The following is a 15,105-nucleotide window of genomic DNA, read 5'->3' as shown; positions in this document are numbered from 1 at the left end:
TTTATTACATCACTGTCAGTTGCGGATCCAGCGCAGCACGGGCACGAGCAGTGGCTGTCATTCGGAACCATACATAACCGGCCAGCATCATTACGGCGAAAATCACCGCCAGTTCAAAATTGTAGTACACCATCGCCACCAGGCAGAGTACCGATACAGCCAGTGCAAATGCCGGAACTACCGGGAATCCCGGCGCTTTGAAGGGGCGTTCCAGCTCAGGTTCCGTGCGACGCAGCCTGAACAGTGCCGCCATCGACGTGATGTACATAACAATCGCACCGAATACAGACATGGTAACGATGCTGGCAGTCAGCGGCATGCCATTAATCGTAATCAGGGAGTCGGAAAATATAGCGGCGATACCAATCACACCACCAGCAAGGATTGCCAGAACAGGTGTTTGTGTACGGCGGTTAACACGCGCCAAAGAAGCCGGCAGGTACCCGGCCCGTGCCAGGGAGAAAATCTGGCGGGAGTACCCCATGATGATGCCATGGAACGAGGCGACCAGGCCGAACAGCCCCAGCCAGACCAGCATATGTAACCAGCCGCTGCTGCCACCTACCTGCAGTTTCATTGCCTGAGGTAATGGGTCATTAATGTTGGATAATGCACGCCAGTCACCCACACCACCAGCAAAGATCATCACGCCTACGGCCAGCACCGTCAGAGTAATTATTCCGCCGCCCAGCGCGCGAGGAATGGTATGACGCGGGTTTTTTGCTTCCTCAGCCGCCATAGATGCGCCTTCAATAGCCAGGAAGAACCAAATCGCAAAAGGAATGGCAGCAAACATGCCTGAAAGCGCTACGGAAGAGAACGTGTCACTGCCTGCCCAGCCGTGGCTGGCAAAATTGCTCCACTGGAACCCTGGAGCCACCACCCCCATAAAGACCAGCAACTCAAAGATTGCCAGCAATGTGACGAACAATTCAAAGGTTGCCGCAATGCCAACGCCCAAAATATTCAGCGCCATAAATACCAGGTAGGCGCCACAGGCTACCCATTTGGGATCCAGTGAAGGGAATTGCACATTCAGGTAGGCACCAATCGCCATCGCAATGGCCGGTGGAGCAAAGACAAACTCGACCAGGGTTGCAAACCCGGCAATAAAACCACCGGTTGGCCCGAAGGCGCGAAAAGCGTAAGCAAACGGCCCACCGGCGTGCGGAATAGCGGTTGTCAGTTCAGTAAAACTAAAAATAAACGCGCAGTACATGGCCGCAATCAACACAGCGACTATCAGGAACCCCAGGGTTCCTGCCGCAGACCAGCCATAACTCCAGCCAAAATATTCACCTGATATCACCAGCCCAACAGCGATGCCCCATAACCGGAAGCTCCCCAGTGAGCGTTTTAATGTTGTCGGTTGTTCAGACATAACGACCTCGCCATAAAATTAATCAAAAATAAACGCAACTGGCGAAGGTGTTGCAAAGTGTGTACCAGGTCTTAAATACCCATAAAGTCACTGAGTTAATCGGGAACAGGCAAGATGCTGAAACGCGGCAAGCAAGAAATGCACTTTTTTAGTGCGCAAGGTTCAGAGGCAAAATAAGGCTGCACCATTTCCGGGCCTGGCTTAAAACGCGACGTCCAGCCCCAGTTGCCATGTGGCCAGGTCATTGCCTGGCTGTGTGTTGCCCTGAGACAAACGCGCATAAGCAGCAATATTTTGATTTAATGGAAGATTTGCTCCCATTGAGAAGCCAATTTTCTCATCCTGCTGGCCACTCTGGGCAGTATAGGGTTCAGACCACGAAGATGAACCTGAAATAAGATCAACCTGTGCCCAGGGCTGGATCACCCCCCAGGCGTAGTCCAGCCGCCAGCCAATACGGCTCACATTCGACGCCTCAGCAGACGACCCAGACCAGGGTGCACGGTATTGATCCCACCCGGCAACGGGGCCTGTGGCAAAGTTATTGTTTAACGGGAATTGCCAGTGCGTACTCACGGACTGTTCACCGGGTAATGAAGAGTCACGCCACATAACCATATTGCCCATTGGTGCATGAGACGCTTTGATGTGCTGTGCCAGAATAGTGTTGTAATCCACCCGGGCAACGCTCTCCTGTGGGGCAACCGGAACAGTGCTGACATTATCGCTGCGCGTATCCAGCGCCAGTGCCACCGCCGAATAAAACACGCACAACCCACAACAGGCTGCATAACTGACTGCTTTGCCACTGCAAAAGGAGATGCTGTTCATGGTGGACGCCTGCAAATATTCGGTTTTATTTTTTCTTTATCGGTATTTTTTTTATATACAACACAACTGCGACAGGATTTATTTACCTGCTGAGATTGCCACGGGCCTCACGGGATGGTGTGATGTCCGTCCAGTTTTACCTCTTACCTGCGAGTTACCTGAACAATGTCAAAAACGCAGGGTATATATTTTAAGCGTATAGCCGATAATAACGATTTACCACATCACAATTAAGGACTGGCACCATGCAACGTTGCGGTTGGGTTACCCAGGATTCACTTTATATTGATTATCATGACAATGAATGGGGCATACCGCAAAAGTCAGGCAAAAAATTATTCGAAATGTTATGCCTTGAAGGCCAACAGGCTGGTTTGTCGTGGATTACTGTGTTGAAAAAACGGGAAAATTACCGTGCAGCATTCCACCAGTTCAACCCGCAAAAAGTCGCAGAAATGCAGGCGGATGACGTAGAAAAACTGCTGCAAAATGCCGGTATCATTCGCCACCGGGGTAAGATTGAAGCCATCATAACGAACGCCCGGGCATGGGTGGCGATGGAACAAAATGGCGAGTCATTTTCAGATTTTATCTGGGGTTTTGTCGACCACCAGCCGGTGATTAACAGCCCGGAGACATTGTCTGCGGTCCCGGCCAGTACGCCAGTATCAGAAGCGATGTCTAAGGCGTTGAAAAAGCGGGGTTTCAAATTTGTTGGTTCGACCATTTGCTATGCGTTCATGCAGGCTTGCGGGCTGGTGAATGACCATGTAGTCAGTTGCGCCTGCCACCCGGAGGCAGGCAGATGATTCGTCGCAGCCGCGCACGAGACATGCCGGAACTTCTGTCACTCTGGCTTGCCAGCACAACGGCAGCCCACGAATTTATTCCGGTCAGTTACTGGCAGGCAAGTGTGCCTGTTGTCCGGGATATTTACCTGCCCCATGCCACCACCTGGGTTTACCATGAGCAGGGAGAGTTACAGGGCTTTGTCAGCGTACTGGAATCGCGCTTTATTGGGGCGCTTTTTATCGCGCCCCATTCAGTAGGCCATGGGATTGGGCGAGAATTACTCAGCCACGTTAAAAATCGCTACCCGCTGTTAAGCCTGGAGGTATACCAGAAAAACAGCCGGGCAGTGAGTTTTTACCATGCCCAGGGCTTTCGTATTATTGAAAGCGCCTGGCAGGACGACACCCAGGAGCCCACCTGGATCATGAGCTGGCAGGCGGGGTGAAAGCCGTCACCGTTGGTAACTCTCCGGTGAACTTCTCCATCCACACCAACGAAGTATTCGCAGCACAACCATTCCCCAGGCGCGACGAAGGTATATCTTTGGTCAGCACATTCACTGCGCCGTGTTTACACAGGCTACCTTCGCCATCCTGTAAATCCGGCCATGCACCCTGGTGAATACAAATCACGCCAGGTTTAATGCCATCAGTCACATGCGCCCCGGCAAGTACTTGCCCACGGCCATTCCATACCCGAACAACATCACCATGGCGAATACCACGGGCTTTCGCATCAGTGGCATTGAGTGTCACAGGTTCCCTTCCGGCAATTTGATAGCGTTCACGCAACCGGCTGTAATTTAACTGGCTGTGCAACCGGTGAGCCGGGTGGGCAGACAACAACTGCAATTGTTCTGGTTGCGCATTACCGTGCCACTCATCAGGCGCCAGCCAGGTGGGGTGCCCCGGGCAATCCTGGTAGCCGTAACTGGCAATTCGCGCTGAATGAATCACAATTTTACCGGTTTCGGTTTTCAGTGGATGTGCCTGTGGGTCTGCCCGGAAATCACCAAACCGCACAAACTGGCTGTTCGCCGGGTTTTCTGGCATTTCGATGAGCTGGTTCTGTTCCCAGAAAGTGGCAAAAGGTATTAGCGATACCTGGTTGGCAGCCCCCCGTGTGGCAGCCATTTGATAAAATGTCTCCAGCCAGGCCATTTCACCTTTGCCTTCCGTAAAACGCTGTTTTCCGCCTTTCTCCCAGTATTCACTCAGGTCGGCAAAAATAGTGAAATCATCGCGGGCTTCATATTGAGGTGCCACAACCTGCTTCATGGGGACCAGGTGCTGCTGGCTGTAATCCCCGGTCATGGTCATATCATTGCGTTCATAACTCGTTGTCACCGGCAAAACGATATCGGCATGCTTCGCCGCCCCCGTCCAGAAACATTCCGAGATAACAATAAGCTCAGGTTTTTGCCACGCCCGAATCAGGCGGTTGGTATCCTGGTGGTGAGTAAAATTAGCACCACCTGCCCACCAAATCATTTTCACATCCGGGAATATGCGGTTTTCACCATTGTGCTGGTAAGCACCACCCGGGTTTTCCAGCGCCTCGACAATCCGGGCGACCGGCACTTTATCTACCGCATCAGTTCCGCCCGCCACACTCCCCTGCATGGACGCCAGCACCGCTGCACGCCTGGTCGGGTTACCACCATTAGCAAAATGATAAGACAACCCAAAACCACCGCCGGGCAAGCCAATTTGCCCCAACATTGCGGCCAGCGTCACCAGCATCCAGTGCTTCTGCTCACCATATTGCTGGCGTTGCATGCCCCACCCGGCCATCAGCATAGTGCGGTTATGGCTGAACAACTGTGCCAGCTCGCGCAGGGTTTGTGCTGGTATGCCACAAATCGCCGCAGCCCAGTCGGCGTCTTTTTTGATGCCATCCGGCTCACCCAACAGGTAACCCTGAAAGGTGGCAAACCCGCTGGTGTATTTGTCCAGAAAAGCACTGTCATGCCACTGATTTTCCAGCAATGTTGTGGCAATGCCCAGCATCATTGCGACATCTGTCCCCATATGCGGAGCCAGCCAGGTCATCTGCTCGCCAAAGAAATCGTGTGTTTCTGAACGCATCGGATCAATACAAATCAGGCGTTTGCCACTTTTTTTCAGCGCCTCGTAATACTTCATACCTTGCTCGTCGCTGGCGTTCCAGGCAATTTTCAGGGTATTGAGTGGGTTGGCGCTCCACATAACCACCACATCGCTGTGCTCCAGCACCAGAGGCCAGCTGGTTTGCTGCTGGTAAACTTCGTTACCCCCCACGACATACGGCATTATCACCTGGGCCGCTCCGGTCGAGTAATCTCCCAAATGCCCGGTATACCCGCCAGCCAGACTCATGTAGCGCTGTAACAGTGTGGCGGCTTTGTGCATCACACCATTGGAACGCCAGCCATATGAACCGGCAAAAATTGACGACGCTCCCCAGGTTTGGCGGATACGGCGGTGCTGGCGGTCAACCAGTGCCAGCGCATCTTCCCAGGAGACCCGAACAAACTCATCCTGACCACGCACACCCTGGGGATTGTCCGGTGATGCCAGGTAGCCCTTACGCACCATGGGGTAACGCACCCGGGTTGGGCTGTGAACCTGGTCTGCCACAACGGTCTGGAGCGTATTTTCATGCGAGGTATTGAGGGCACCACGAGACGAAAATACCGTTTCGCCATCAGTTTCTACCAACACAGGCCCCCAGTGGGCTGCTGTCAGTACCTGGTATCGTTTTTTATCCACAATGGGCTCCGGGATCTTTGCAGGTGTTAAGTGTTGTTGTTTTGCCGCGCTCTGTGGGCGCATTTTACAAAATCAGACTATTCAACGAAATTTTCTTTCGGTAAAGCCGTCATAATCTACCGCCATCCGCATTACGACAATTCAATTTCGGCATAAGGATATAACATGAAAAAACATAAGGTTATGCTAGCCAGTTTAGTCTGCGCCACACTCGTCATTTCTGGTTGTACAACAAACCCTTATACCGGTGAAAGCCAGGCCGCGAAATCCGGCATTGGTGCAGGTATTGGCTCGCTGGTCGGTGCCGGTGTGGGTGTACTATCTTCGTCAAAAAGCGACCGGGGTAAAGGTGCGCTGATTGGCGCGGCAGCCGGTGCCGCACTGGGCGGTGGTATTGGCTACTATATGGATGCCCAGGAAGCGAAGCTACGGGAAAAAATGCAAGGGACCGGGGTGAGCGTTACGCGCCATGGCGATAACATTGTGCTGAACATGCCCAATAACGTCACCTTTGACAGCAGCAGTGCTGTGCTGAAACCTGCTGGCGCCAATACGCTAACGGGTGTCGCTATGGTGCTGAAGGAGTACCCAAAAACCGCCGTTAACGTGGTGGGTTATACAGACAGCACTGGCGGGCACGACCTGAACATGCGCCTTTCGCAACAGCGCGCAGACAGCGTTGGCAGTGCGCTGATTACTCAAGGTGTTGCCGGTAACCGGGTGCACACTTCTGGTATGGGCCCGGCCAACCCGGTCGCCAGTAACACAACCGAAGAAGGTAAAGCCCAAAACCGCCGGGTAGAAATTACCTTGTCGCCGTTGCAGTAACACATACGCCCGGGTTATAGATTAGCCCGGGTTATAGATTAGCCCGGGTAATACTCTGACTTATAACACTTTCTACCCATGTCTTTTTCTGGTATTTCCACCCGTTGCGCAGTGAATCAGAAATAAGATCCCCCTTAGCCAGAAGGTCATTCTGTGTTGCACAGACTCAGGCCGGGCGATATATATTCATGCCAGATATGTACGGCATGCGGTTTTTGCCTTTACTGCTGCCAGTAAACAAAAATACCCACCAAGAATAAACGCATCAAAAATGGGCATCTGCACAAAAAACAGTGTGATTATCTGTCTTTTTTCGCACTTTTCCGCTCCGCAAACACTGTACTCTAATAGTAGAATCGTAACGTCATATCAGCCTTTCCAGGCAAAATCACAACGTGTGGCCGGCATTTGCCGCCCGTTAATATTCAGTTGAATTTACGGAGACCTGTATGAAGCCGTCCATTATTCTCTATAAAACACTGCCCGAAAACCTGGTTGTCCGCCTGAAAGAAAAAGTGGATGTTATCCAGGTGAATAACCTGAGCCCGGAAACTGTTCAGGCCAATGCTGACGCTTTTGCCAGCGCTGCAGGTTTGTTAGGTGCGGGGGGAAAAGTGGACGGGGCGCTGTTAACTGCCATGCCTGCTTTACGCGCCGCTTCAACCGTTTCTGTAGGTTACGACAACTTTGATGTCGATGCCCTCACTCAGCGCAATGTCCTGTTGATGCACACACCTACCGAACTGACAGAAACGGTGGCAGATACGCTGATGACACTGATTCTGGCAACGGCCCGTCGGGTACTGGAAGTGGCCGAACGGGTAAAAAAAGGTGAATGGACCAGCAGTATTGGGCCAGACTGGTACGGCGTGGACGTGCACCATAAAACTATCGGTATTATTGGCATGGGTCGCATTGGTATGGCGCTGGCACAACGTGCGCACTTTGGGTTTGGTATGCCGGTGTTGTATAACGCACGCCGTCATCACACCGAAGCAGAATCGCGCTTTGGCGCCCGCTATTGTGACCTTGATACACTGCTGAGTGAAGCGGATTTTGTGTGCAGTATCCTGCCGCTAACCGATGAAACTTACCATGTGCTGAATGCAGAAAAACTGGCGCTGATGAAGCCTTCTGCCATTTTGATTAACGCGGGTCGTGGCCCGGTCATTGATGAACCTGCGCTGGTTGATGCCCTGAAAAGCGGCAAAATTCACGCAGCCGGGTTGGATGTGTTCGAACAAGAACCTCTGCCGGTGGATTCCCCACTTCTGAGTCTGCCCAATGTTGTCGCCCTGCCACATATTGGTTCGGCCACCCATGAAACACGTTACAACATGGCGGCCACAGCAGTGGAGAACCTGCTTAATGCGCTGGAAGGTAAGGTTGAGAAAAACTGCGTGAACCCGGCTGTTGCAAAACAGGCCTGAGGAAAGCAAGACTGGGAAAGCAAAACCAGAAATAACCGCTCTGTGTTTATGGCACAGAGCGGAAAAACAATTTACTGCATTGCGCTCATCGCGCTGGAGTATGCCTGACTGAATGCCTGGTGTTGTGCGGTAAGCGGCCCAATCAGCGAGTTATACTGGTTAGCCTGTTCTGTGGTTGGGAACTGTATACCATTCGCCACAAAGCTCACTTTGTCGCCCTGCTGCTGGACAAAATCGCCCACCTGAACCAGTTGCTGCGACAATACTTGTGCTGCCGGAATCAGTGGGGTAACCGCATTTGACGGCGCAGTCACCACCTTCTGGTAAGCCTGGTCAAATACCGGCTTCAGGTCATCTGCCAGTTGCAGCCCGGAACGCGCTGAATCAGCCTGCATTTTTGCATTCTGAATTTGCTGGCTCAATACGCCAAGGGAGCCATTAATCTGGCGTAATGTGTCGCGGTTCGCCATATAATCCTGCGGCGCACGAATCCCATTAATGCTGTCCACCAGGGGCTTAATGCCAGAATCCATTGCCTGGTTCATCTGCTGGGAAAAGCCATACAGAATGGCATAGTCAGAAACAAAGTTACCAAACTGTTTTTTCTGATCGGTGGTTAACGTGGGTAAGTGCTCACCACTGCGCATCACTGTATTCTGCAGAAAATCAATGAACGCCTTACGCTGATCAGCTTCTTTATCAAAACACCCACTCAAACTGACCACCATCAACAACGCCAGAAACGGCGCAAACCAGCGAGAGCAGGACTTTCCTGTCGCCATTTTCTACTCCTTACACCCTTAAAACGCGCAAGCGCGACCGTAAATTCAACGCACACAAGGATAGTCCAGACAGCGCGCACTGAATAGCCTTTCCTTATGAATCCGACGAATTTATTCGCAAAACCAGCCAGCAGAAAGCCGAAAAACCAATGCGCATTTTTCGTTCATGAATTGTGCTGTTGCGCGCAATTTTCCGTCTATTATTAAAAATACGGCCCCGGAAAACGCACGTTTTTTTGCTTATTCCCTGTGCCGCAGGCATGCCCTTTCCGCTGTGAGATTTGAGGAGTTCTCAATGGAATTAAAAGACCCTGGAGCTGAACTACTAACAAGCCTTGAGCAGATGATTTTTAAAGATATGCCTCAGGCCAACCTGGCAAACCGGAACAGTATTTTTTCGGAGTATGAACAATTACGTCAGGGCACAGGTCTGCAACTTGATGAATTTGCCAGTGCAATGGGCGTTACCCGTGCCCATGTCCTGGAGTGGGAAGAACGGCGGACACAGCCTTCCACAACCGAGTTAAAACTGATGCGCCTGATTCAGGCAAAAAAACCGTTATTCCAATAAAACTTAACCTGTTTTTTAAACTTTCCCTGTAAACCCTGAACTGAGACAAAAAAACCCGCCATTTGGCGGGTTTTTGTTTTTAGCAGAGCAGAACCTTACTGCAGTAAGGAAATATCCGCAACCTGAAGGAAAAGCTCGCGTAATTTCTCTAACAGTGTCAAACGGTTAACCCGAAGTGCCGGGTCTTCATCCATAACCATGACTTTGTCAAAGAAGGCATCCACTGTGTCGCGCAGTTCAGCCAGCTCCACCAGTGCTTCCTGGTAACGGCCTTCTGCGAAATACGGTTCCAGCTTGTCGCGCAATACAGTGACCTGCATCGCCAGGCGAATTTCTTCATCTTCTTTCAGCACCGATGCATTCACCCGCTCATTCAGCGGTTCATCGGTTTTTGCCAGAATGTTAGACACACGCTTGTTGGCCGCAGCCAGGCTTTGTGCCGCATCCAGCGTACGGAAGTGAGAAACAGCTTTCATGCGGGCATCGAAATCAGCCGGGCGTGTCGGGCGGCGCGCCAGAACAGCCTGAATGGTATCAACCGCGTGGCCTTCTTCCTGATACCAGGCGCGGAAACGGCCCAGCATAAAGTCGATAACGTCATCCACCACTTGCGCGTTGGTGAGTTTATCGCCATACAAGCGCACCGCTTCTTCAGCCAGTGTTTGCAGATCAAGAGGCAGGTTTTTCTCAACGATAATGCGCAGTACGCCCAGCGCAGCACGGCGCAGAGCAAATGGGTCTTTATCGCCTTTCGGGTGCTGACCAATACCGAAGATACCAGCCAGTGTGTCCATTTTGTCGGCGATAGCCACAGCGCAGGCAACCAGGCTGGATGGCAGGTCATCACCGGCAAAACGCGGCATATACTGTTCGTTCAGGGCAACAGCCACATCTTCCGCTTCGCCGTCATGACGTGCATAGTGCATCCCCATTACGCCTTGCGTATCGGTGAATTCGAACACCATGTTGGTCATCAGGTCGCACTTGGACAGCAAACCCGCACGCGTAGCATGGGTGACATCCGCGCCAATCAGGCGGGCAATCCAGCCAGACAACGCTTCAATACGGCCAGTTTTGTCACGCAGTGTACCCAGTTGTTTCTGGAACAGCACGGTTTCAAGGCGCGGCAGGTTATCTTCAAGGCGTTTTTTGCGGTCAGTATTGAAGAAGAACTCCGCATCCGCCAGGCGAGGACGAACCACCTTCTCGTTACCGGCGATAATTTGCTGCGGGTCTTTCGATTCAATATTTGCCACGAAGATGAAATTGGGCAACAGTTTCCCGTCGTCGTCATACACCGGGAAATACTTCTGGTCGCCTTTCATGGTGTAAACAAGCGCTTCGGCAGGCACCGCGAGGAATTTTTCTTCAAATTTCGCGGTCAGCACAACCGGCCATTCCACCAGAGAAGCCACTTCTTCCAGCAGGCTTTCGCTCAGGTCGGCGTTACCGCCAATTTGGCTGGCTGCGGCCTGGGCATCTTGCTTAATTTTGGCCTTACGCATTGCGTAATCCGCCATGACTTTGCCACGCTCCAGCAGAATTTGCGGGTACTGGTCGGCATTATCAATGGTGAATTCTGGCTCGCCCATAAAGCGGTGGCCACGAATCACACGGCCAGAGTCGATACCCAAAATGGTGGCTGGCACCACGGTATCGCCCAGCAGCAGCGTAAGCGTATGAACCGGGCGCACAAACTGCACGTCAGAAGCACCCCAGCGCATCAGTTTAGGGATAGGCAGCTTAGACAGCGCATTGCCGACCATCGCAGGCAGCAGTTTCTCTGCAGTTTCGCCTTTCACGTGAGCACGGTATAACAACCACTCGCCTTTATCGGTCACCAGGCGTTCAGCCTGATCAACTGTAATACCGCAGCCCCTGGCCCAACCTTCAGCCGCTTTACTCGGCTTACCTTCGGCATCAAAGGCCTGAGCAATTGCCGGGCCGCGTTTTTCCAGCTCGCGATCGGGTTGTGTCGCCGCAAGAGCCATAACTTTCAGCGCCAGGCGGCGCGGTGCAGCAAACCACTGAACTTCACCATGGGCTAAATTAGCCGCATCCAGTTCAGCGGTAAAATTCGCAGCAAAAGACTCGGCCAGGCTGCGCAGGGCTTTTGGTGGCAACTCTTCAGTGCCGAGTTCCACCAGAAAGGTTTTTTCAGACATGGCAGCCTCTTACTTGTCCTTGTTACACATAGGGAAACCCAGCGCTTCACGGGAAGCGTAGTAGGCTTCAGCCACAGCTTTAGTCAGAGTACGAATACGCAGAATATAGCGCTGGCGCTCCGTTACCGAGATAGCCTTACGGGCATCCAGCAGGTTAAAACTGTGAGCCGCTTTGAGAATACGTTCATAGGCGGGCAATGGCAGCGGTTTTTCCAGCGCCAGCAACTGCTGCGCTTCTTTTTCATACTGCTCGAAACAGGTAAACAGGAAATCCACATCAGCGTATTCAAAGTTGTAGGTAGATTGCTCTACTTCGTTCTGATGGAATACATCGCCGTAGGTGGTTTTCCCCAGTGGGCCATCGCTCCACACCAGGTCATATACACTGTCAACGCCCTGGATATACATCGCCAGGCGTTCCAGGCCGTAAGTGATTTCGCCGGTAACCGGTTTACACTCAAGGCCGCCAACTTGCTGGAAGTAAGTGAACTGAGTCACTTCCATCCCATTGAGCCAAACTTCCCAGCCCAGCCCCCAGGCACCCAGTGTCGGGTTTTCCCAGTTGTCTTCAACAAAGCGGATATCGTGAATCGTGGGATCCATACCCAACTCTTTCAGTGAGCCAAGGTAGAGTTCCTGAATGTTGTCCGGTGAAGGTTTGATGATCACCTGGAACTGATAATAGTGCTGTAAGCGGTTCGGGTTTTCGCCATAACGCCCATCTGTAGGGCGACGAGACGGCTGTACGTAAGCGGCGGCAATGGGCTCTGGCCCCAGTGCCCGCAGGCAAGTCATTGGGTGAGAAGTGCCTGCACCAACTTCCATGTCCAACGGTTGAACAATGGTACAGCCCTGGCGAGCCCAGTAATCCTGTAATGTAAGGATGAGGCCCTGAAAGGTCCTGGTATCAAACTTTTGCATGTTGATTTCGCACGCGATACGAGTGGGTTTATAAAGAAGCGGTCAGTATACCCGTTGGGCGCAAGATATACAGCCCAAATCCTCCGACAAAACCTTACACATCATCTGTACCATACAAATAACACCATTTATGCGCATTTTTCCTGCTTAACTGAGCAATCAACGCATAGATAACGACATAAACTTTCCGGAATCGTCAAAAGTGCAGGTAAAACGCTCATGGTGTTGCGTGGCGCCACGCATCTCATAGCTGCGCTGAAACGCTTCCGGGGCATCGAATACAACCGTGTCGGGCTTTGTGTTATAGCGCCTGGAGACCTGGTCCCGGCATTGTGCCGCCATCATTTCAACCGGGGCGGGTGTAAAGTGGCGAGAAGTTGTGTGGTCAGGCCGGGAGGCACTCTGGCATCCTGCCAGGAGCAGGCCGACGGGCAATAACAGGCCTGCCAACGGCCATCGAAAAAGCGCAGTCATCATAAGTTCTGTATCAAAAAGGTTGTGCTGTGCGACGCGCCTCGTGCCAACAAACTCCCCACGGCCAGTCGCGAAAAGGCATGGGGTGCAGGTAACCACGGGCCGGGTTTTCTGCCCAGCCGCATCAATATATTAGTAATAATTTACCAGTGTGCAGGGCGAACCAGGCTGATGCAAGCCACCCACAAGAAACTCGGTTTTTTCCTGGAGGCAAAGCGGGTTTCAACCAACACACTGGCTCTACATTCACGGAAACCGAGGACCGGATGAATCAAAAAGTCGCCTGGATTGACAACTTGCGCGGTATTGCCTGCCTGATGGTTATTGTTATTCATACCACAACCTGGTATCTCACCAATGTCGATAAAGTCAGCCTGATGACCTGGGATGTTGCGAATGTCCTGAACTCTGCATCAAGGGTGTGTGTACCGTTATTTTTTATGATTTCTGGCTACCTGTTCTTTGGTGAACGAAGTGCCCAACCGAGGCACATTGCCCGGCTGTTTTTGTGCCTGGTGTTTTACAGTGCCATTGCGCTTCTTTATATGAGCACACTCACGCAAATCAACGCCTGGCAGGCATGGCTGCATATTCTGCAAAAGCCCGTGTTCTATCACTTATGGTTTTTCTACGCGCTATTTGTGCTTTACCTGATGTCTCCATTAATCAACGCCCGAAAAGTCAGCGCGCCAGTGCTTATTCTGCTGGTTGCAGTGTTAGGTGTCATCGCCAACCCGAATATGCAGTCCGTTTATGGCTGGCATACCCGCCTGTTACCTGCCGACTTATATATTCAGGGCGATGTGTTCTACTACATTTTGTACGGTGTGCTGGGTTATTCGCTGGGGCAACTACAAACTGAACGGGGCTGGGTTACTTTGCTGGCACTGGCAGGTTTTATCGCCTGTGTGGTGGGGATTATTAAAGGAACACAACATGCCTTACATACCCATGGCGATTTTGCAGACACCTGGTATCGTTATGCCAGCCCGCTGGTGCTGCTTGCGGCAATCAGCCTGTTTATTCTGGTAAAAAATACCCTGAGTGGCGGCCCGGTGCCCGGCCTTGCCACCATTGCGCGCTATTCACTGGGTATTTATGGCTTCCATGCTTTTTTCATCCATTTCCTGCGCACCCGGGATATCGAGATTACCCGTTATCCGCTGCTGGACATGCTATGGGTATTCAGCGCGACACTTGCTGGTAGCCTGGCTCTGGCAACGGTTACCCAGTGGGTGGATCGTAAGCGCTGGGTGAGTTAGCCGGTACACGGAGCAATGCCCGCTGCCACTGGCGGCGGGACGAAAACCCCGCCTTGAGCGCCACCTGCTCACCATGCAACCCCTGGCGCAGGTATTGCTCTGCCAGCGCCAGGCGCAACTGTTCGATGTAATCCCGTACCGTTACACCAAGATGCAGTTGAAACAGGCGAGCCAGGTGGCGGGCGCTGACATGTACCTGTTGCGCAAGAGCCGGAACCGACCACGCCTGTTGTGGCGCAGAAGACAACAAATCCTGTGCCTGGTGCAGCGCCGGGTGAAGGTGGTTGCGGTAACGCAGCCAGGGCGAGAGTTGCGGGTCATCTCCCGCGCGCCGGAACCACACCACCATTTCCCGGGCAACTTCCAGCGCCTGATGCGGGCCACACAGGTGGCTGATTAAATGCAGGCTGACATCAATACCCGAAGTAATGCCAGCACTGGTCCAGATCCCCCGGTCAGCAACAAAAATCCGGTTGGTTTTGACCTGGGCGTCCGGTGCTGCCTGCTTCAGGCGCGCAATAACATCATGGTGAGTGGTGCACTGGCGCTGGTGCAATAGCCCGGCCCGGGCTGCCATTAATGCCCCGGAACAAATACATAACAGCGCTAATTGCTGGTGATGAATGGCGGGTTGCAGGCGAGTCAGCCAGCGCCGGACCAGCTCAGCCTCCGGGGTTGAGAAATGCCGTGAGGAATCCGTCACGCCGGGAATGACCAGTAAGCTACCAGGCGGCAGGGTATCTGGCAATGGCGCAATACCGCCCAGTGTCAGCCCAATCGAACTGACCACTTCAGGTTGCGGCCCAATGTAATGCAGGCGAAATGCTCCCCCCGCCAGCCCAAAGGTTTCTGCCGGGCCAGTTAAATCTAAAGCCAGCACCCCGGGCAACACCACAAACCAAACATCCACCGCCATCG

At 52.6% G+C, this 15,105-nt stretch carries 14 protein-coding genes; 6 read left to right on the top strand and 8 right to left on the bottom strand.

What is annotated here, in order from left to right; all coding sequences use genetic code 11:
* Positions 1-4: 4 nt before the first annotated feature.
* Entirely contained in the window at positions 5-1,381 is a 1,377-nt protein-coding gene (gene eat, locus DT73_RS08640; RefSeq protein ID WP_036107110.1) for an ethanolamine permease, read from the bottom strand.
* Positions 1,382-1,582: 201 nt separating this feature from the next.
* Complete coding sequence (locus DT73_RS08635) at positions 1,583-2,212, bottom strand: hypothetical protein (protein WP_036107106.1); 630 nt, start codon at positions 2,210-2,212, stop codon at positions 1,583-1,585.
* A 245-nt stretch (positions 2,213-2,457) separates the two neighbouring features.
* Here DT73_RS08635 and tag point away from each other — a divergent pair, with 245 nt between their 5' ends.
* Positions 2,458-3,021, top strand: coding sequence for a DNA-3-methyladenine glycosylase I (gene tag / locus DT73_RS08630; protein ID WP_036107104.1), 564 nt, complete (start codon positions 2,458-2,460; stop codon positions 3,019-3,021).
* Positions 3,018-3,449 (top strand): N-acetyltransferase, encoded by a 432-nt coding sequence (locus tag DT73_RS08625; protein ID WP_036107101.1) that lies wholly within the window; start codon positions 3,018-3,020, stop codon positions 3,447-3,449. Before tag ends, DT73_RS08625 begins: the two co-directional genes overlap by 4 nt.
* Here the strand turns inward: DT73_RS08625 and DT73_RS08620 are convergent.
* A complete protein-coding gene (locus tag DT73_RS08620; RefSeq protein WP_036107182.1) occupies positions 3,427-5,754 on the bottom strand; it encodes a molybdopterin guanine dinucleotide-containing S/N-oxide reductase in 2,328 nt (775 codons plus the stop codon). The genes DT73_RS08625 and DT73_RS08620 overlap by 23 nt on opposite strands.
* Before the next feature lie 165 nt (positions 5,755-5,919).
* On the opposite strand from DT73_RS08620, the gene DT73_RS08615 reads away from it, so the two are divergent.
* Entirely contained in the window at positions 5,920-6,582 is a 663-nt protein-coding gene (locus tag DT73_RS08615; RefSeq protein ID WP_036107099.1) for an OmpA family lipoprotein, read from the top strand.
* Positions 6,583-7,031: 449 nt separating this feature from the next.
* Positions 7,032-8,012, top strand: a complete 981-nt coding sequence (ghrB, locus tag DT73_RS08610; protein WP_036107096.1) for a glyoxylate/hydroxypyruvate reductase GhrB — start codon at positions 7,032-7,034, stop codon at positions 8,010-8,012.
* A 71-nt stretch (positions 8,013-8,083) separates the two neighbouring features.
* On the opposite strand, the gene DT73_RS08605 is transcribed toward ghrB, so the two are convergent.
* Complete coding sequence (locus DT73_RS08605; RefSeq protein WP_036107093.1) at positions 8,084-8,794, bottom strand: DUF3053 domain-containing protein; 711 nt, start codon at positions 8,792-8,794, stop codon at positions 8,084-8,086.
* A 295-nt stretch (positions 8,795-9,089) separates the two neighbouring features.
* Between DT73_RS08605 and DT73_RS08600 the strand changes: the two genes are divergently transcribed.
* Positions 9,090-9,365: an HTH-type transcriptional regulator gene (locus DT73_RS08600; protein WP_036107179.1), complete on the top strand. Its 276-nt coding sequence runs from the start codon at positions 9,090-9,092 to the stop codon at positions 9,363-9,365.
* A 95-nt stretch (positions 9,366-9,460) separates the two neighbouring features.
* Here DT73_RS08600 and glyS read toward each other — a convergent pair whose 3' ends face one another.
* From glyS to DT73_RS26555, 3 genes are all read right to left on the bottom strand, one after another.
* The gene (gene glyS, locus DT73_RS08595; RefSeq protein WP_036107090.1) at positions 9,461-11,530 is read right to left on the bottom strand and encodes a glycine--tRNA ligase subunit beta; all 2,070 of its coding nucleotides are present in this window, start codon (positions 11,528-11,530) and stop codon (positions 9,461-9,463) included.
* A 9-nt stretch (positions 11,531-11,539) separates the two neighbouring features.
* Positions 11,540-12,451, bottom strand: a complete 912-nt coding sequence (gene glyQ, locus DT73_RS08590) for a glycine--tRNA ligase subunit alpha (RefSeq protein ID WP_036107088.1) — start codon at positions 12,449-12,451, stop codon at positions 11,540-11,542.
* Positions 12,452-12,610: 159 nt separating this feature from the next.
* A complete protein-coding gene (locus tag DT73_RS26555) occupies positions 12,611-12,928 on the bottom strand; it encodes a YsaB family lipoprotein (protein WP_235234448.1) in 318 nt (105 codons plus the stop codon).
* A 263-nt stretch (positions 12,929-13,191) separates the two neighbouring features.
* Here DT73_RS26555 and DT73_RS08580 point away from each other — a divergent pair, with 263 nt between their 5' ends.
* Entirely contained in the window at positions 13,192-14,187 is a 996-nt protein-coding gene (locus DT73_RS08580) for an acyltransferase (RefSeq protein ID WP_036107085.1), read from the top strand.
* On the opposite strand, the gene DT73_RS08575 is transcribed toward DT73_RS08580, so the two are convergent.
* The gene (locus DT73_RS08575; protein WP_036107083.1) at positions 14,150-15,103 is read right to left on the bottom strand and encodes a GlxA family transcriptional regulator; all 954 of its coding nucleotides are present in this window, start codon (positions 15,101-15,103) and stop codon (positions 14,150-14,152) included. The two genes, DT73_RS08580 and DT73_RS08575, sit on opposite strands and share 38 nt — an antisense overlap.
* Positions 15,104-15,105 lie beyond the last annotated feature (2 nt).

Origin of the sequence: Mangrovibacter sp. MFB070 (assembly GCF_000705335.1) — a bacterium.
GTDB classification, from domain to species: Bacteria; Pseudomonadota; Gammaproteobacteria; order Enterobacterales; family Enterobacteriaceae; genus Mangrovibacter; species Mangrovibacter plantisponsor.
The sequence above is the reverse complement of the archived record's forward strand: the minus strand, read 5'-3'. Positions and strand labels throughout refer to the sequence as shown.